Source organism: Duganella lactea, assembly GCF_009857505.1.
Classification (GTDB): domain Bacteria; phylum Pseudomonadota; class Gammaproteobacteria; order Burkholderiales; family Burkholderiaceae_D; genus Rugamonas; species Rugamonas lactea.
On the sequence record NZ_WWCP01000029.1, the window covers coordinates 1 to 16,809 of the forward strand.

Consider the following 16,809-nt stretch of genomic DNA (forward strand, 5'->3'; position numbering starts at 1 on the left):
ACGGGTTCAACTACCCAAAGTCTGGTCGGCGTCACCCTGCCTGACCGTTGCCACCTCCACATTATCCGGCGATGGCGCGGTAGGTTCAATATACGAGGTCTGACATTCGCACACGGGCTCAACTGCTACGCAGTTGAGCCCGTGTGCGAATGTCAGACCTGACACCGGTTTTTTTTACTTGCTCATCACGTTCATGACGGCCAGCGTCATCGCTTGCGCGGCGGTTTTGATGGAGGGTTCGGGCACCGGGGCGTAGTACGGCGAGTGGTTGAAGGCGACCGGCTTGCCGCCCTTGTCCGCTGCGGCCACCACGTCCGGGGCGTACACGCCGGTGAAGAAGAACATGCCCGGCACGCCCTGATTGATGTATTGCGAGAAATCTTCGCTGGCGGTCATCGCCGGCATCCGCGCGACGTTGGCGTCGCCGAAGGCTTTTTTCAGCACGCCCTCGGTGCGGGTGACCAGCGCGTCGTCGTTGTCGATGGCGGCGCCGCCGGCAATCAGCTCGACGTCCGGCGCCGGCGCGTCGGCCATCGCGGCGGCGGCGTTGGCGACGCGGCGCACGCCGGCCAACAGCTTCTCACGCACCGCCGGGCTGTAGCTGCGGATCGTGCCGCGCACTTTCACCGTGTCCGGGATGATGTTGCCGACCGTGCCGCCGTGGATGGCGCCGATCGTCACCACACCGAATTCCTTCGGATCTTTTTCGCGGCTGATCACGGTCTGCACGTCCACCACGAAGCGCGCGGCGATGGCGATCGGGTCCAGCGCCTTGTCCGGCGCCGAGCCGTGCCCGCCACGGCCTTTGAAGGTGATCTCGATCGCGTCGGAGTTCGACGACACCGCTCCGCTGTTGTAGCCGATGGTGCCATAGGCCAGCGGCCACGAGTGCAGCGCGAAGGCGTAGTCCGGCTTGCCGAAGCGCTTGAACAGGCCGTCGTCCAGCATGGCCTTGGCGCCGGCGACGGTTTCCTCGGCCGGCTGGCCGATGAACATCAGCGTGCCCCGCCATTGCGACTTGAGCGTGACCAGCGTGCGCGCCGCCCCCAGCCAGGCGGTCATGTGAACGTCGTGGCCGCAGCTGTGGGCGGCGCCGTTCTTGCTGGCGTAGGGCAGGCCGGATTTTTCGTCCATCGGCAGGCCGTCCATCTCGGTGCGCACCAGCACCAGCGGGCCGGGACCGTTTTTGTAGAGGGCCACCACGCCGGTCTTGCCGACTTTTTCCGTGACCTCAAAACCGATCTTGCGCATTTCCGCGGCCAGCCGGGCGGCGGTGCGGGTTTCCTGGAAGGCGATTTCCGGGTGGGCGTGCAAGTCTTTGTAGACCGCGTCCAGCTGCGGGTAGATGCCGTTGATGACGGTGCCGGCATCCTGCGCCTGGGCGCCGGCGGCAGCGGCCAGCAATGCAATGATCGGTAAGAGTTTCATCACGTCCTTTCAGTCGGTGTGCAGCTTGGTGGTGGCGGCGGCGAATTCGCCCTGGATCATCTGCGGCAGGATCAGCAGCGATTTGTCGATCGCCCGCTCGATCAGTTCCTGGTCCTCGCGGCGCGGCCGATGCAGCACGAAGTCGGCGACCTGCTGCGCCAGGTTCAGCGTGCGCGGGTGGCCGATGCCGAGGCGCAGGCGCCAGTAGTCTTGTGTGCCGAGCGCGGCGGTGATGTCCTTCAGGCCGTTGTGGCCGCCCGAGGAACCGCCTTTCTTCAGGCGGGCGACGCCGGGCATCAGGTCCAGCTCGTCGTGGACGACCAGCACTTCATCGGCGCCGATCTTGAAGAAGCGGCACAAGGCGCCGACCGACTGGCCGGAACGGTTCATAAAAGTCAGCGGTTCCAGCAGATACACTTCCTGGCCGGCGATGCTGGCCTTGGCGAACAGGGCGTTGTACTTGGTTTCGCGCTGCAGGCGCGCGCCTGTGTCGTTGGCGAGGTTGTCCACCAGCCAGAAGCCGGCGTTGTGGCGGGTTGGTTCGTATTCGGGACCGGGATTGCCGAGACCAACGATGAGACGGATAGGCATGGGGAAACAGGCAAATAAAACAATTATGGCAAAAAAAAACCCGCCGGAGGCGGGTTTTCTTCAGAGAAATCAAGAATTACTTCTTGGCTTCTTCGGTGGCGGCAGCTTCAGCGGCAACGTGGCCAGCCGGTACCGATGCGGTAGCGATGGTCAGGTTGTTGCCGTGGGTAACAGCGGTCACGCCTTTTGGCAGGACCAGGTCGGCAACGTGCACCGAGTGGCCCACATCAACGTTGGTCAGGTCGACGGTGACGAATTCTGGCAGGTCGGCCGGCAGGCATTCGATGTCCAGTTCGTTGGCAACGTGGCTGATGGTCGCGCCGTGCAGCTTGACCGCTGGCGAAACGTCGGCGTTCACGAAGTGCAGCGCCACTTTCACGTGGATCTTCTTGTTCGCGTCAACGCGCTGGAAGTCAGCGTGCAGCACCAGTTGTTTGAATGCGTGCATCTGGAAGTCGCGCAACAGCACTTTCTGTGCCTTGCCGTCGATTTCCAGGTCCAGGATCGACGAGTGGAACGCTTCTTTTTTCAGCGCGTGGTACAGCGCGTTGTGGTCCAGGGCGATCGCTACCGGGGCTTCGGTGCCACCGTAGATGATGCCAGGGGTTTGACCCGAATTACGCAGGCGGCGGCTCGCTCCGGAACCTTGCAATTCGCGTTTGAATGCAACAACTTTCATGTGAAACTCCAATAAATAACAGGGCTCGCGCCCCGTGTGATGAAGCGCCCCGCGACCAGGCGCGCTTCGGGAAAAACGGCGCGCCTGGCATCAAACCGGGCGCGCCGCCTGAAAAACTGGGGTGTCGCGACGACTTAGTCGACGAACAGGGAGATCACGGAATCGCCCTTGATGATGCGTTTGAAGGTCTCTGCCAGCAGCGGCGCGCACGTCAGTTGACGGATCTTGGCGCATTGCTTGGCGGCGTCGGACAGCGGAATCGTGTCGGTCACCACCAGTTCGTCCAGCGACGAGCTGTTGATGCGGTCGATTGCCGGACCGGACAGCACCGCGTGGGTGCAATACGCCACCACTTTCTTGGCGCCGCGCTCTTTCAGCACTTCGGCGGCCTTGACCAGCGTGCCGGCGGTGTCGACCATGTCATCCATGATCACGCAGTTGCGGCCCTCGACGTCACCGATGATGTTCATCACTTCGGAAACGTTGGCTTTCGGACGGCGCTTGTCGATGATGGCCAGGTCGCAGCCCAGGCGTTTCGCCAGCGCGCGCGCGCGGACCACGCCGCCGACGTCCGGCGACACGACCAGCAGGTCTTCATTGTGCTTCTTCTGCAGGTCGCCCAGCAGAATTGGCGAAGCGTAAATATTGTCGACCGGGATATCGAAGAAGCCCTGAATCTGGTCCGCGTGCAGATCCATGATCAGGACGCGCTCGACGCCGGCTTCTTCCAGCATGTTGGCGACCACCTTGGCCGAGATCGCGACGCGCGCCGAACGTGGGCGGCGGTCTTGACGGGCGTAACCGAAGTAAGGGATGGCGGCGGTGATACGGCCAGCGGAGGCGCGTTTCAGGGCGTCCACCATCAGGATCAGTTCCATCAGGTTGTCGTTGGTTGGCGCGCAGGTCGATTGCAGTACGAAGACGTCTTTACCGCGGACGTTTTCGTTAATCTCCACCATCACCTCGCCGTCCGAGAATTTCGAAACGTTGGCCTTGCCGAGGGGGATACCGAGATTTTTTGCAACTCCTTCTGCCAACGCGGGATTAGCGTTACCGGTAAAAACCATCAGGTTTTCGTAAGCCATGGGGATTCCAGAGAAGTTGTAGAAGATTCTTTGAAGAGCCAGCACAAGCAGCGCGGCACTGAAATAAAAGGAATGAGGCGCATCACGCGCCTCACTTTTTGCCCTACCTGGCCGGAGACACGCGCCTCGACGGTTCCAGATACAAACGAATGGCAGGGGAACAAGGATTCGAACCTTGGTATGCTGGAATCAAAATCCAGTGCCTTAACCAGCTTGGCGATTCCCCTACGCAACTGACTGCTTGTCGTTACAGGCCAGCATTATACTGGCTTTTTCACGCTTCGCAAAATCTTTTTTTGCCTTACTTTTGCCCTACAACCGCGCGCCGAGTATTTCATTCAGCGGATGCCGGTGCAATGCTTTGGCTTTCCAGGCCTGCCACCGCGCCGGCACTTTTGCAAGTACCGCGTCGGCGTCCGCCTCGGTTGCTACCGCACTGAACACACATGCACCTGAGCCAGTCATCCTGGCATCACCGTAAGCACCGAGCCATTCTACCGCTTCCGCTACCTGCGGGAATAACTTCGTGGCTACCTGTTGCAAGTCGTTCCTTCCAAACCCCAACGTGATGGAGTGGCTGGAAAAGTCCGTTATATTAACGACCGGCGTGCTCCTTGTCAAATGTTCTGAACCAAAAATTGCGGCGGTGGGCACCATCACGCCGGGTTCGATAACCACATACCAACATTCCGGCGCGCTCACCGGCTGCAGCGTCTCGCCCACGCCTTCGGCAAAGGCGGTCTCGCCGAAGATGAAGAAGGGGATGTCGGCGCCCAGCGGCAGGCCCAGGTCCATCAGCTCCTGCTTGTTCAGGCCGGCATTCCACAGCCGGTTCAAGGCCATCAGCGTGGTGGCGGCGTCGGACGAGCCGCCGCCGACGCCGCCACCCATCGGCAGCACCTTGTCGATGGCGATATCGACGCCGCGCGGCAAGGCGCCGGTGCGGCGCAGCACCTCGGCTTGCAACAGCCGGGCGGCGCGGATGATCAGATCGCTCTGCTCCGGCACGCCGGGCAGGTCGGTCACGCGGCGCAGCGCACTGTCGTCGCGCAGCGTAAAGTGCAGCGTGTCGCCGTGGTCGAGGATCTGGAACACGGTCTGCAGCAAGTGGTAGCCATCGGCACGGCGGCCGTTGACATGCAGGAAGAGATTAAGCTTGGCCGGGGCCGGGCAATTTTTCAGTTCGGTCATGGCCGGCATTTTACTGTTGCTGCGGGCGTATGACGATGCGGATCTGCATGTCATCGACCGCCTCGCCCAGCACGATGCGGGTGGCGTCGATGCGCTTCGGCCGCGGCACGGCGGCGGTCTCATCCTGCCAACTGACATACTCCAGCTTCCAGCCGTCGCGGGTGATGACATTGTCGTTGGCCGGCGAGGCGACGAAGCGCTTGCCGTCGCGGTCGGTGGCGTAGCCTTGCAGCCAGTCGCGCAAGCCGGAGACCGGCAGTGTCCAGCCCAGCGTTTGCGCGGTCAGCGTATCGAGGTCGGGCGCGGTTTGCGGCCGCTTGCCGCCTTCGGTCAGCGTGGCCGCGCGCGGCGTGACGTTGATGACCGCCACCGTTTGCCCGGTCGGCGAGATCAGGCTGACGTCGGTCGTGCTCTTCGTCTGCCGCCAGGTGAAGCTGCCGTTCAGCGGCTCGCGCTTGCCGTCGCGGGTATAGCTGATGAAGATGCCGCCGGCCAGTTCGATATTGTCCTGGTAGGCCGCGACGGCGGCGCTGGAGCGCGGCGCCGAGGCGGTGGTGGCGCAGCCGGACAGCGTGGCCAGCGTGGCGATGGCGGCGGCGATCAGTAGTGGTCTTATCATTTATAGGCTTTGGTTCAGGCGCGCCAGGGTGCTTTTCAGCGCGTCGTTTTTAGGATCTTTGCTGTGGGCTTCTTTCCACAGCTTTTGCGCGCCGGCGACATCGCCCTTGGCGAACAGCACTTCGCCGAGGTGGACGGCGATCTCGGGATCGTTGCGCACGGCGTAGGCGCGGCGCAGGTAGGATTCCGCTTCGTTCAGGTTGCCCATCCGGAACTGCACCCAGCCCATGCTGTCCATGATAAAGGGGTCGCCCGGCGCCATCTGCAGCGCCTTGTCGATCAGCGCATAGGCTTCCGGCAGACGCTCGTTGCGCTCGGCCAGCGAGTAGCCCAGCGCGTTGTAGGCGTGCTGGTTGTCCGGCGCGGCGATCATCACCTGGCGCAACGTTTTTTCCATCAGATCCACCTCGCCCAGCTTTTCCGCCACCAGCGCGAAGTCGTACAGCAGGTCGGGCTGGCCGGGATAGCGCTTGATGGCGTTCTCCAGCACGATGTAGGCGGCACGGTGGTCGCCGGCGTCGCGCAGCAGTTGGGCGTCGGTCTGGAACACTTGCGCCTGGTCGTCAGGATCGGACGGCTTCAGTTCCTCCAGCTGCTTGCGGGCCTCGTCCAGATTGCCTTTGCGGGCGGTCATTACGGCCATTTTCATGCGGGCGGCCAGGTAAATCTTTTCGTCGCTCTGGTCGATCTTTTCCAGCCACTTGTAGGCCGCGTCCAGATCGCCGCGCTGCTCGGCGATCTGCGCCAGGATGTGCAGCACCTTCGACGGATCGCGCTCGTCGTTCGGATGGTCCTGCAACACGCTGACGAAACGGCTGAAATACTTCTCGGCGCCCGGCAGGTCGTTGGCCTGCATGGCGATCACGCCCAGCGCGTACAACGTGGCGATATTGTCCGGCTGGTCCTTCAGCAGCAGTTCGAATTGCTTGCGCGCCGCATCCGGCTGCTTGTTGTCGGCCAGGATGCGGCCGTAGGCGGCGCGCACCTCGCTGGCTTTCGGGTAGGTGGCCAGGAAGCCTTGCAGCTGCTTGACGGCGCTATCGATGTCGCCGGACACCTGGGCGCTGGTCAGCGCGGCCAGCTCGGAGTCCGGTTTGATCGCCAGGGCCTTGGCGGCCTCCGCGCGGGCGCGGGCCTGGTCGCCCAGACCGAAAGCGCCCTGCGCCAGAATCAGATGCGGCTCCAGCATCGCGTCATACGGCATCAGCACGCGCTCCTGCAGCGTGAAGGCGGCATTCTTGTCCTTGGCGCGCAGCAGCATTTGCTGCATCTGGAACATCACCATCGGCCGCGCGGATGGCTGCGCCTTTTTCAGGCGCTGCTCGAACAGGGCTTCCGCTTCACTCAAATCGTCGGCGGTGACGGCGAAACCGAGGAACAACTGCGTCGCCTCGTCCGAGTCCGGCGCCAGCGCGCGCCACAGGCGGATCGCCGCCAGGCCCTCTTCCGGCTGCTTGGCGGTCAGCGCCATTTCGGCGGCGCGGCGCGCCAGACGCGGATCGCGGGTCTGCTGGGCCAGCGCCATCATGGTGATGTACGGGCCTTGCCAGTTGCCTTGCTTGAATTCCAGCTCGGCCTTGGTGATGCGGAACAGCAGGTCGCCCGTCAGCTCGGTGTTCGGCAGCGGCTCGTCGGACGGCGCCGGCGCCGGGGCGGCGGCGTCGGCGTCGGTCGCATCGGACGGCGAAGCCGGCGCGGCAGGCGTGGCGGGCCGCGACTCGGCGGCGGGCGCGTCCGGCTTCTGCGGCGCCGTAGCGCACGCCGACAGCAAGGCAGAGAGGGTTACAATGGCGAAAGCATTTTTCAAGAGCGGTTCCTGGTCAGCAAAGTACGGTCAGATTCTACGCCGATCGCAGCACGGGCGGAGTTTGACTAGTGTAACCAAATATTCCGCCACAGCCAGATTTGCCCACTCACCCAGACGACACAGATGCCAGAATTACCAGAAGTAGAAGTGACCCGGCGCGGCGTCGCGCCCCATATCGAAGACCGTATCGTGCGCAACGTGGTGCTGCGCCGCGCAGGCCTGCGCTGGCCCTTCCCGCCGGCGCTGCCGCAGCTTCTGGCCGGGCGCAAGGTGCTGCGCACCGGGCGTCGCGGCAAGTACCTGCTGGTGCATTTCGAGCACGGCACATTGATCATCCACCTCGGCATGTCCGGCCACCTGCGGGTAATGGCGCCCGGCCTGGCGCCGGAAAAGCACGACCATTTCGACCTGGAGGTCGAGGGAACGAACGGCCCGCAGGTGCTGCGCATGAAAGACCCGCGCCGCTTCGGCGCGGTGCTGTGGCATGACGCCGCCGACGGCGAACTGGAGCACCACGTGCTGCTGCGCGAGCTGGGCGTCGAACCATTGGAATCCGGCTTCAGCGGCAAATTGCTGTACGATCAGACGCGGCAGCGCAGCGCGCCGGTCAAGCAGGTGCTGCTGGCGGGCGATATCGTGGTCGGCGTGGGCAATATTTACGCATCGGAATCCCTGTTCCGCGCAGGCATCAATCCGAAGACGCCGGCCAAGCGCATCAGCCTGGCGCGCTACGAGAAGCTGGCGCAGGCGGTGCGCGAGATCCTGGCCGAAGCCATCATCCAGGGCGGCAGCACGCTGCGCGATTTTATTAGCGTCAACGGACAGTCCGGCTATTTCCAGCAGACGTATTTCGTCTATGATCGGGCTGGCGTGCCCTGCCGCGTGTGCGCGGCGCCGATACGCCAGATCAAGCAAGGCCAGCGCTCCACTTTCTATTGCGTCAATTGTCAGAAATGAGTTGCCAAACATAAGGGATAAGGGCCGGCAAATGATGGTCAGGGATTTTGAACAGTACAGCGCCTGGCGGCAGGGCGTGGTCACCGCGCTGAAGAACTATCAGACGTGGATGACGGCGGCTTCCCTGGCCGATGCCGCCCCCCTGCAGCGCATCGTGCGCACCCTGGCGCGGCTGGAGGACGACAAGCTGTCGGTGGCCTTCGTGGCCGAATTCTCGCGCGGCAAATCCGAACTGATCAACGCCATCTTCTTTGCCGAGTACGGCCAGCGCATCCTGCCGTCGGCGGCCGGCCGCACCACCATGTGCCCGACCGAGCTGCAATGGGACGCGCGTCTGGCGCCATCGATCCGGCTGCTGCCGATCGAGACGCGGGCCGACAACCTGTCCACCGGCGACTACCGCGACCAGCCGGCGGCGTGGACCGTGCTGCCGCTGAACCTGGACGCCGGCGCCGAAATGCACGAGGCCTTCAAGCAGGTCAGCAAGACGCGCCAGGTGACGGTCGAGGAAGCCAAGCGCTACGGCCTGTACGACGAGGACGATCCCGACCTGCCGGCCACGCTGGACGAGCACGGCATGGTGGAGATTTCACTGTGGCGCCATGCGATCATCAACTTCCCGCATCCGCTGCTGAAACAGGGGCTGGTGATCCTCGACACGCCGGGCCTGAACGCCATCGGCACCGAGCCGGAACTGACGCTGAACCTGATTCCGAACGCACACGCGGTGCTGTTCATCCTGGCCGCCGACACCGGCGTGACCCGGAGCGATATCGAAGTCTGGCGCAACCACATCGGCGCCGGCGCCGGCCGGCTGGTGGTGCTGAACAAGATCGACAGCATGTGGGACGAGCTGCGCAGCGAGGACGATGTCAACGCCGAGATCGCACGGCAGCAGGCCAATGTGGCGCACATGCTGTCGCTGGAGCCGGGCGCGGTGTTTCCGGTGTCGGCGCAGAAGGCGCTGGTGGGCAAGATCAACCAGGATATCGCGTTGCAGGCGCGCAGCCGCCTGCACGCGCTGGAGGACGCGCTGTTCAACGAGCTGATTCCGGCCAAGCAGCACATCGTGCGCAAGCAGTTGCGCGAGGAATTGCAGGCGCTGACCACGGCGCAGGTGGGCATGCTGAACACGCGGGCGCGCGGCATCGTCGAACAGTTGCACGAGCTGCGCAGCCTGCGCGGCAAGAACCAGAACGTCATCGCGCACATGATGCGCCGCATCGACGTCGAGAAGCGCGAGTTCGACGCCAGCCTGTTCAAGCTGCAGGCCACGCGCGCGGTGTTCACGCGCCTTTCGACCGAGCTGTACACCAGCATGGGCATGGACATCGTGCGCGACAATATCGAACTGGTGCGCGAGGAAATGCAGCGTGGCCGCTTCTTCCTCGGCGTGCGCGACGCGGTGCGCGGCTACTTCGAGCGCACCCGCGCCAACCTCGACGCGGCCGAGCGAAAAACCGGCGAGATCGCCGAGATGATGGGCGTGATGTATCGCCGCTTTGCGACCGAGCATGGGCTGACCTTGGCGCTGCCGATGCCGTTTTCGCTGGCGCGCTACCGCGAGGAACTGGCCGCCATCGAGGCGATTTATTACAAGACCTTCGGCACCGCCACGCTGATCACCACCAGCCGCGTGACGCTGATGGAGAAATTCTTCGACACCATCGCCTCGCGCGTGCGCGGCTGCTTCAAGTCGGCCAACAACGACGCGGAGGCGTGGCTGAAGGTGATCATGGCGCCGCTGGAGGCGCAGATCCGCCAGCACAAGGATCAGCTGAAGCAACGGCAGGCGTCGATCCAGCGCATTCACGACGCCACCGACAGCCTGGAGCAAAAGATAGAAGCCTTCGAACGCAGCCAGCGCGAGCTGGAAGCGCAGAAGGCCCGTTTGAATGAATTGGCCGATGCGATCCGCATCGCCATCGATGCGGAGTTGGTGGCGCTGGACGCCGCCGCCTAGATTTAGGAAAAGAATGAAAGTTGTAGCAGTAGAGAATTTTGCCGATCCCACGTTCTCGGCCGATCTGATCGGCTGGCAAAAAATCCACGGGCGCCACACGCTGCCGTGGCAAAACACCCGCGACGCCTATCTGGTGTGGCTGTCGGAAATCATGTTGCAGCAGACGCAGGTATCCGCGGTGCTGGGCTATTACGCGCGTTTCCTGGAACGCTTCCCCACGCTGCGCGACCTGGCCGCCGCGCCGGTCGAGGACGTGATGGCGCAGTGGAGCGGCCTCGGCTACTACACGCGGGCGCGCAATCTGCACAAGTGCGCGCAGCGGGTGGCGGCGGAGTATGACGGCGTGTTTCCGTCCGATCCCGTGCTGCTGGCGGAACTACCGGGCATCGGCCGTTCGACGGCGGCGGCGATCGCGGCGTTTTCCAGTGGTCGGCGCGCCGCCATCATGGATGGCAACGTCAAGCGCGTGTTTGCGCGGGTGTTCGGCATCGACACCTATCCGGGCGAGCGGAAGACCGAGGAAGCGATGTGGCGCCGGGCCGAGGCGCTGTTGCCGGAGGAAGGCATCGAGGCGTACACGCAGGGCTTGATGGACATGGGGGCGACGCTGTGCACGCGCAGCAGCCCGTCGTGCGAGCGCTGTCCGATGCAGCCGCGCTGCGTGGCCTTTGCCACCAGCCGCACCAAGGATCTGCCAGTGCGCAAGCCGAAGAAGGCCACGCCGGAAAGGCATGCGGTGATGCTGGCGATCGTCGATGACGGGCAGGTGCTGCTGGAGCAGCGTCCGCCGAGCGGCATCTGGGGTGGGCTGCTGTCGCTGCCGGAATTGGACGGCCATATGGCGACCGGGGAGGACGCGGCGCCGGCCGCGGATCACGACGCGTTGGCGCTGGCGGTGAGCCGGTTTGGCGAGATGGAGTCATACGAGCGGCTGTCGACGGTGACGCATGGGTTCACGCACTACAAGCTGCACATCGCGCCCTACCGGATCACGCTGGCGCGCCGGCAGATGCTGGCCGCGCAGAGCCACCACGTCTGGCTCGACGCCGCCGCCCTCCCCGACGCCGCGCTGCCGGCGCCGGTGAAGAAGCTGCTGCTGGAACTGCTGGGCAATCGAAGCGCGGCGCAGCAGCGCATGTTCTAAAGGTATTTGATGGCCGCCAGCACCAGCGCAGCCACGCTCAATTGCGAGGCGAACAGCCACTTGAGCAAGGTGGCTGTCGATTTATCGATTTGGGCATCCAGTTTTGCGATGCCGGTCTCGATCCTGGCATCCACCTGGGCGAAGCCAACGCGCACTTCGGTACGCAAGTCCGCAAATTCATCCCTGCGCACGTAATTGGAATGGATGACGGCAACGTCCGTTTCCAGTGTGCAGACCCGTTCACCGATATGCTCATCCATGATGCGTCACCTCAAGAGAAATAACGGGCTATCGCCAGCGCGATAGGGCCTACTCCATCATCGGCCGCGCATGGAGGCAGGTCAAGCTGAACGCTGGCGGAGGTTGAGACGGATCAGAGCTCGTCCAGCGAGAACAGGCGGCGGTGTTCGCGGATGGCGTAGCGGTCGGTCATGCCGGCGATGTAGTCGGCGATCTTGCGCGCCTGCTTGTGGATGTCGCCCGACGGCTCCTGGTAATCCGGCGGCAGCAACACCGGCTCGGCCATGAAGCTGTCGAACAGTTCGCGCACGATGCGGCTGGCTTTCACCCGCATGCGGTTGACCTTGTAGTGACGGTACAGATTGGCGTACAGGAAGCGCTTGAGCTCGGTCGCGTCCTTGCGCATGCCGTCCGAGAAGCGGATCAGCGGCGGCGCCGCGCGCACGTCGTCGATATGTTGCGGCGCCGCCTCGGCGATGCGCGCGCTCGACGTGACGATCAGATCGTCCGCCAGCGCGGTGATCAGGCGGCGCAGCGTTTCATAGATCGCCCGGCGGCCCGACAAGCCGGGATAAGCCTGCTGCACATCGCGCCACAGCCGGGCAAAAAAGTCCACCTGCTCCAGCTGCTCGATGGTGATCAGGCCGGAACGCAGGCCGTCATCGATGTCGTGGCTGTTGTAGGCGATCTCGTCGGCCAGATTGGTCAGCTGCGCCTCCAGCGACGGCTGGGTGCGGTCGATGAAGCGCTGCGCCACCGGCCCCAGCAGCTTGGCATTGTTCAGCGAGCAGTGCTTGAGGATGCCCTCGCGCGTCTCGAACATCAGGTTCAGGCCGTTCCACGCGCCGTAGTGCTCTTCCAGTTCATCGACCACGCGCAGGCTTTGCAGGTTGTGCTCGAAGCCGCCGTAATCATGCATGCACTCGTTGAGCACGTCCTGGCCGACATGGCCGAACGGCGTGTGGCCCAGATCATGCGCCAGCGAAATCGCCTCCACCAGATCCTCGTTCAACCGCAGGTTGCGCGCCAGCGAGCGGCCGATCTGCGCCACCTCCAGGCTGTGCGTCAGCCGGGTGCGGAACAGGTCGCCCTCGTGATTGAGGAACACCTGCGTCTTGTACTCCAGCCGGCGGAAGGCCGACGAGTGAATGATGCGGTCGCGGTCGCGCTGGAACTGGCTGCGCGACGCATGCGCCGTCTCCGCGTGAAGACGGCCGCGGCCGCCCTCGGAGTGGGCGGCATACGGGGCGAGGTAGTCTTCCGGCGCCATGCCGCTTACACGCAGGCGGCCAGCGTGGCCAGCAGCAGCTGGTGCGGCGCGTTGCTGATCTTCGGCGCCCCCAGCGGATGCATCAGGATGAACTTGATGGCGCCGCCCTCGTTCTTCTTGTCGACCTCCATCGCCTCCAGCCACTGGTCCACGCCCAGGTCCGGCGCTTTGACCGGCAGGCCGGCGGCGGCGATCAGCTTGCGCACGCGCGCCACGGTCTCGGCATCGATCAGGCCCATGCGGTGCGACAGATCGGCCGCCATCACCATGCCGCAGCCGACCGCCTCGCCGTGCAGCCAGGCGCCATAGCCCATGCCGGCCTCGATCGCGTGGCCGAAAGTGTGGCCGAAGTTGAGGATGGCGCGCAGGCCGCCCTCGCGCTCGTCCTGCCGCACCACGTCGGCCTTGATTTCGCACGAACGGGCGATCGCATACGCCAGCGCGCCCTTATCGCGCGCCATCAGTTTTTCAATATTCGCTTCGATCCACTCGAAGAACGCCAGATCGATCACCGCGCCGTACTTGATCACCTCGGCCAGGCCGGCCGACAGCTCGCGCGCCGGCAAGGTTTCCAGCGTCGAGGTGTCGGCGATCACCGCGCGCGGCTGGTAGAAGGCGCCGATCATGTTCTTGCCCAGCGGATGGTTGATGCCGGTCTTGCCACCCACCGACGAATCCACCTGCGACAGCAAGGTGGTCGGCACCTGGATGAAGTCGACGCCGCGCATATAGCTGGCGGCGGCGTAGCCGGTCAGGTCGCCGATGACGCCGCCGCCGAGCGCGATCAGCGTGGTCTTGCGGTCGGCCTTGTTTTCCAGCAGCGCATCGAAGATCCGCATCAGGCTGGACCAATTCTTGAACGCCTCGCCGTCCGGCAGGATCACGGTGGTCACTTGCTTGCCGGCATTGCGCAAGCCGGCCTCGACCCGCTCCAGGTACAGCGGCGCCACGGTGGTGTTGCTGACGATGGCGACCTTGCTGCCGTGCACATGGCGCGCCAGCGCGGCGCTGTCTTGCAGCAACGCCGGACCGATGGAAATCGGGTAGCTGCGCTCGCCCAGGTCTACGTTTAACAGAATGTTGGATTGTTCGTTCATCGATGGTTCGGCGTGAGTGGAACAGTTGGGTGCGGCCTCGCAGGCGCGCGTTTCCATCTGGTTCAAAATGGTCTGAACCATCGATTGTACGTTAGGACGGCCGGTATCGATGACCAGATCGGCGATTTCCAGGTACAAGGGATCGCGCACCACCATCAACTCTTCGAGCTTCTTGCGCGGATCGGCGGTTTGCAGCAGCGGCCGGTTCTTGTCGTGCGCGGTGCGCTGCAGAATGCTGTTGACCGAGGCGCGCAGGTAGATGACGGTGCCGCGCGCCTTCAGAAAGGCGCGGTTGTCGGCGTTCAGGATGGCGCCGCCGCCGGTGGCCAGCACGATGCCCTGCTGACCGGTCAAATCGCGGATGACCTCGGCCTCGCGCCGGCGGAAGCTCGCCTCGCCCTCGATTTCAAAGATCCACGGGATCGAGGCGCCGGTGCGCGCCTCGATCTCATGATCGGAATCTATAAAGTTCAGCCCCAGCTTGCGCGCCAGGATGCGGCCGATGGTGGTTTTTCCCGCCCCCATCAGGCCGACTAAAAACACATTTTGCATGCACGATCCAACTTATAACGGGTTACTGCACTGAGTCGACACCCCGTAAGGACTCGTCTTCCCCGGCGGGTTGACGTTCTGTGTAGAGTAATCGGTGCTTAATCCCATCAAGTGTACCAGAGAGGTGTAGCGGGACTCGGTGCCGCTGGCCTGGCCGCGGATCGTCAGGTTCACATCCAGCCAGTTGGCGCGGTCGCGCGGATACACCAGCGACACCACGGCGCGGCCGCCGGCGTCGGTGGTGGCCGCCGACGTGACCGTGACCGGGATGCCCGGCTGCAGCGTGCCGTTGCCGTTGAGGTCCTCGCCGGGGTCGAGAATGCCGTTGTTGTTGCTGTCCTCGTTGTCGCAGCGGGCGGCGATCACCGGCGCCCACGGCCCCGGCGGCGTGTAGTCCATGACACCCTTGTAGTACGACACCGGCAGCACCGAGGCGGTCACGTTCACGCCGGGCACGGCGTTGCCGGCGGCGTCGGTGACGATCACCACGTAGTCGGCCTGGTAGGTGGCCGCGCTCGGCGTGCCGATGGTGTTGCCGGTGCCGGCGCTGATGAACAGCGACTTCTGCGCCACCGTCAGGCGCGCGATCGCGGTGGCGCCCGGCACGTCTTTCAGTTGCGCGCGGATCTGCACGCCGTCGGTGGCGGTGGACGCGGTGCCGGCGACGAAGCTGGTGGTGGCGGCGCCATCGGCGACGGTCAGCACCTCGGACGGCTGCGTCAGCGCGCCACCGCTCGGATCGGCGATGATGGAGAACACCACGGCGGCGTTCTTGACCAGGTTGTTCTGCGCCGTGCCGTCGCGCACGATGGCGCGCAGCGTCGCCTGCTGGCTGGTGCTGCCGGCCGTGTTGGCGGCGACCACCGCCGGATCGGCCTGCAGCGTGATGGTCGACTGCGGCGTTACCGGCGCCACGAATTCCAGCTGGGTCTGCGCGGTCTGGCCGCCGGCGCTGGCGGTCAGCGTGGCCACGCCGGGGCCGGTGGCGTTCAGATAGGCGCTGGCGGCGCCGCCGGACAGGCTCAGCGCGCCGACCAGCGGCACGCCGCAGGCGGCGTCGCTGTACACCGTGCCGCGCGAGGTGCTGAGGGCGACGCTGGCGCCCGGCGCGCTGGTCACCGCCACCTGCTGGCAACCGCCGATGGCGGCCGAACCGATCACATTGCCGGCGCCATTCAGCACCCGCACCGCGAAAGCCGAGGAATTGATGGTCAGGCCGGTCGAAGCGATCTCGCCCATGGCGCGCACGGCGATCACGTCGGCCGTACCGCCGGAAGCGGCGTAGCTCAGCACCAGCTGGCCGCCGGCGTCGGTGATCGCCGCGCCGCCGCCCTTGACCGTCAGCGCGTTGGCGTTGGAACTGAAGGTGACCGGCCGGTTGCCCAGCGCGTTGCCGGCCGAGTCCACCAGCTTGACGGTGACGTCGGTGGTGGAGCCGATGTTGACGGTGGGGATGGTGTTGACCGTCAAGCGGTTGCCGCTGACGTTGACCACGATGCTCGCCGGGTTGGCCCCCGGCACGCTGGCGGTGACGCGAATGGCGCGCGTGGTCGGGTCGCCGCCGGTGCCGAGCCGCTCGGTGACGATGCCGGTGGCGCCGGTGACGCGGTTGGTCAGCGTCAGGCTGCCGGCGTCGGTGCCGAGGCTCACGGTCACGCCCGGCATCACGGTGTTGTTGGCATCGCGCACCAGCGCCGTCACCACCACCTCGTTGCCGGCGATGCCGGCCGAGGCCAGCGTGCCCTTGTCGCTGGTTAGCGTCAGCGTCGGCACGGCGCTCACCACCTTGACGGTGACACTGTTGGACCTGGCGCTGCCGGCGCTGGCGGTGATGCTGATGTCGCGCTGCGACGCGTCACCCTTGACGCTGAGCTTTTCCACCACCTGGCCGGCGCTGTTGGTCACCCGGTTGCTGCTGCTGATGGTGCCGGAACTGGCGCTGAAACTGACCGTCTCGTTGGCCAGCGCATTGCCGCCGGCGTCCTTGACGATGGCGGTCAGCGTCACCTCGGTGCCGTCCAGGCCGGACGAGGCGATGGTGGCGGCGCTGGCCGTCAGCGTCACCGTGGCGGCCTTGGACGGCGTCGCGCCATTGCTGGTGGCGCCGGGCGAACCGCCGCCACCGCCGCAGGCCGCCAACAGACCCGCACAGGCCAGCGTCGCCAGCCATCCCTTGAAGTTGTTCAT

Annotated in this window: 14 protein-coding genes and 1 tRNA gene; 3 read left to right on the plus strand and 12 right to left on the minus strand. The window is 64.8% G+C overall.

What is annotated here, in order from left to right:
* Window positions 1–174: 174 nt before the first annotated feature.
* From GTP44_RS19770 to GTP44_RS19805, 8 genes are all read right to left on the minus strand, one after another.
* A complete protein-coding gene (locus tag GTP44_RS19770) occupies window positions 175–1,428 on the minus strand; it encodes an amidohydrolase (protein ID WP_161020776.1) in 1,254 nt (417 codons plus the stop codon).
* A 9-nt stretch (window positions 1,429–1,437) separates the two neighbouring features.
* Window positions 1,438–2,019, minus strand: a complete 582-nt coding sequence (pth, locus tag GTP44_RS19775; RefSeq protein WP_161020777.1) for an aminoacyl-tRNA hydrolase — start codon at window positions 2,017–2,019, stop codon at window positions 1,438–1,440.
* A gap of 76 nt (window positions 2,020–2,095) precedes the next feature.
* Entirely contained in the window at window positions 2,096–2,698 is a 603-nt protein-coding gene (locus GTP44_RS19780) for a 50S ribosomal protein L25/general stress protein Ctc (protein WP_160991299.1), read from the minus strand.
* A 134-nt stretch (window positions 2,699–2,832) separates the two neighbouring features.
* Entirely contained in the window at window positions 2,833–3,783 is a 951-nt protein-coding gene (locus tag GTP44_RS19785; protein ID WP_154360328.1) for a ribose-phosphate pyrophosphokinase, read from the minus strand.
* A 150-nt stretch (window positions 3,784–3,933) separates the two neighbouring features.
* Window positions 3,934–4,010: transfer RNA gene (locus tag GTP44_RS19790), tRNA-Gln, on the minus strand.
* A gap of 85 nt (window positions 4,011–4,095) precedes the next feature.
* On the minus strand, window positions 4,096–4,974 hold the full coding sequence (gene ispE / locus GTP44_RS19795; RefSeq protein ID WP_161020778.1) for a 4-(cytidine 5'-diphospho)-2-C-methyl-D-erythritol kinase: 879 nt from the start codon (window positions 4,972–4,974) through the stop codon (window positions 4,096–4,098).
* A 10-nt stretch (window positions 4,975–4,984) separates the two neighbouring features.
* Window positions 4,985–5,593 (minus strand): outer membrane lipoprotein LolB, encoded by a 609-nt coding sequence (locus GTP44_RS19800; protein WP_161020779.1) that lies wholly within the window; start codon window positions 5,591–5,593, stop codon window positions 4,985–4,987.
* The gene (locus tag GTP44_RS19805) at window positions 5,594–7,399 is read right to left on the minus strand and encodes a tetratricopeptide repeat protein (protein ID WP_202424154.1); all 1,806 of its coding nucleotides are present in this window, start codon (window positions 7,397–7,399) and stop codon (window positions 5,594–5,596) included.
* A gap of 123 nt (window positions 7,400–7,522) precedes the next feature.
* Here GTP44_RS19805 and mutM point away from each other — a divergent pair, with 123 nt between their 5' ends.
* Genes mutM through mutY form a run of 3 tightly spaced genes read left to right on the plus strand, consistent with a single transcriptional unit; the run spans window position 7,523 to window position 11,463 of the window.
* A complete protein-coding gene (gene mutM / locus GTP44_RS19810; protein ID WP_160991295.1) occupies window positions 7,523–8,356 on the plus strand; it encodes a bifunctional DNA-formamidopyrimidine glycosylase/DNA-(apurinic or apyrimidinic site) lyase in 834 nt (277 codons plus the stop codon).
* A gap of 34 nt (window positions 8,357–8,390) precedes the next feature.
* The gene (locus tag GTP44_RS19815) at window positions 8,391–10,319 is read left to right on the plus strand and encodes a dynamin family protein (RefSeq protein WP_161020806.1); all 1,929 of its coding nucleotides are present in this window, start codon (window positions 8,391–8,393) and stop codon (window positions 10,317–10,319) included.
* A 13-nt stretch (window positions 10,320–10,332) separates the two neighbouring features.
* The gene (gene mutY, locus GTP44_RS19820) at window positions 10,333–11,463 is read left to right on the plus strand and encodes an A/G-specific adenine glycosylase (RefSeq protein WP_161020780.1); all 1,131 of its coding nucleotides are present in this window, start codon (window positions 10,333–10,335) and stop codon (window positions 11,461–11,463) included.
* Here the strand turns inward: mutY and GTP44_RS19825 are convergent.
* From GTP44_RS19825 to GTP44_RS19840, 4 genes are all read right to left on the minus strand, one after another.
* Window positions 11,460–11,723, minus strand: a complete 264-nt coding sequence (locus tag GTP44_RS19825) for a CCDC90 family protein (protein ID WP_161020781.1) — start codon at window positions 11,721–11,723, stop codon at window positions 11,460–11,462. The genes mutY and GTP44_RS19825 overlap by 4 nt on opposite strands.
* Window positions 11,724–11,836: 113 nt before the next feature.
* Window positions 11,837–12,973 carry a deoxyguanosinetriphosphate triphosphohydrolase gene (locus GTP44_RS19830; RefSeq protein WP_161020782.1) on the minus strand — a complete coding sequence of 379 codons (1,137 nt, stop codon included), beginning with the start codon at window positions 12,971–12,973 and terminating at the stop codon, window positions 11,837–11,839.
* Between the two features lie 5 nt (window positions 12,974–12,978).
* Window positions 12,979–14,622: a bifunctional shikimate kinase/3-dehydroquinate synthase AroKB gene (gene aroKB, locus GTP44_RS19835; RefSeq protein WP_161020783.1), complete on the minus strand. Its 1,644-nt coding sequence runs from the start codon at window positions 14,620–14,622 to the stop codon at window positions 12,979–12,981.
* Window positions 14,623–14,634: 12 nt separating this feature from the next.
* Window positions 14,635–16,809, minus strand: a complete 2,175-nt coding sequence (locus GTP44_RS19840; RefSeq protein WP_161020784.1) for a beta strand repeat-containing protein — start codon at window positions 16,807–16,809, stop codon at window positions 14,635–14,637.

Excerpts from the sequence above, each read along its gene's own strand:
- GTP44_RS19815 (WP_161020806.1), top strand. The coding sequence starts at position 8,391 with ATGGTCAGGGATTTTGAACAGTACAGCGCCTGGCGGCAGGGCGTGGTC.
- GTP44_RS19770 (WP_161020776.1), bottom strand. The coding sequence starts at position 1,428 with ATGAAACTCTTACCGATCATTGCATTGCTGGCCGCTGCCGCCGGCGCC.
- GTP44_RS19780 (WP_160991299.1), bottom strand. The coding sequence starts at position 2,698 with ATGAAAGTTGTTGCATTCAAACGCGAATTGCAAGGTTCCGGAGCGAGC.
- mutY (WP_161020780.1), top strand. The coding sequence starts at position 10,333 with ATGAAAGTTGTAGCAGTAGAGAATTTTGCCGATCCCACGTTCTCGGCC.
- GTP44_RS19800 (WP_161020779.1), bottom strand. The coding sequence starts at position 5,593 with ATGATAAGACCACTACTGATCGCCGCCGCCATCGCCACGCTGGCCACG.
- GTP44_RS19785 (WP_154360328.1), bottom strand. The coding sequence starts at position 3,783 with ATGGCTTACGAAAACCTGATGGTTTTTACCGGTAACGCTAATCCCGCG.
- aroKB (WP_161020783.1), bottom strand. The coding sequence starts at position 14,622 with ATGCAAAATGTGTTTTTAGTCGGCCTGATGGGGGCGGGAAAAACCACC.
- mutM (WP_160991295.1), top strand. The coding sequence starts at position 7,523 with ATGCCAGAATTACCAGAAGTAGAAGTGACCCGGCGCGGCGTCGCGCCC.
- GTP44_RS19830 (WP_161020782.1), bottom strand. The coding sequence starts at position 12,973 with ATGGCGCCGGAAGACTACCTCGCCCCGTATGCCGCCCACTCCGAGGGC.
- GTP44_RS19840 (WP_161020784.1), bottom strand. The coding sequence starts at position 16,809 with ATGAACAACTTCAAGGGATGGCTGGCGACGCTGGCCTGTGCGGGTCTG.
- GTP44_RS19825 (WP_161020781.1), bottom strand. The coding sequence starts at position 11,723 with ATGGATGAGCATATCGGTGAACGGGTCTGCACACTGGAAACGGACGTT.
- pth (WP_161020777.1), bottom strand. The coding sequence starts at position 2,019 with ATGCCTATCCGTCTCATCGTTGGTCTCGGCAATCCCGGTCCCGAATAC.
- ispE (WP_161020778.1), bottom strand. The coding sequence starts at position 4,974 with ATGACCGAACTGAAAAATTGCCCGGCCCCGGCCAAGCTTAATCTCTTC.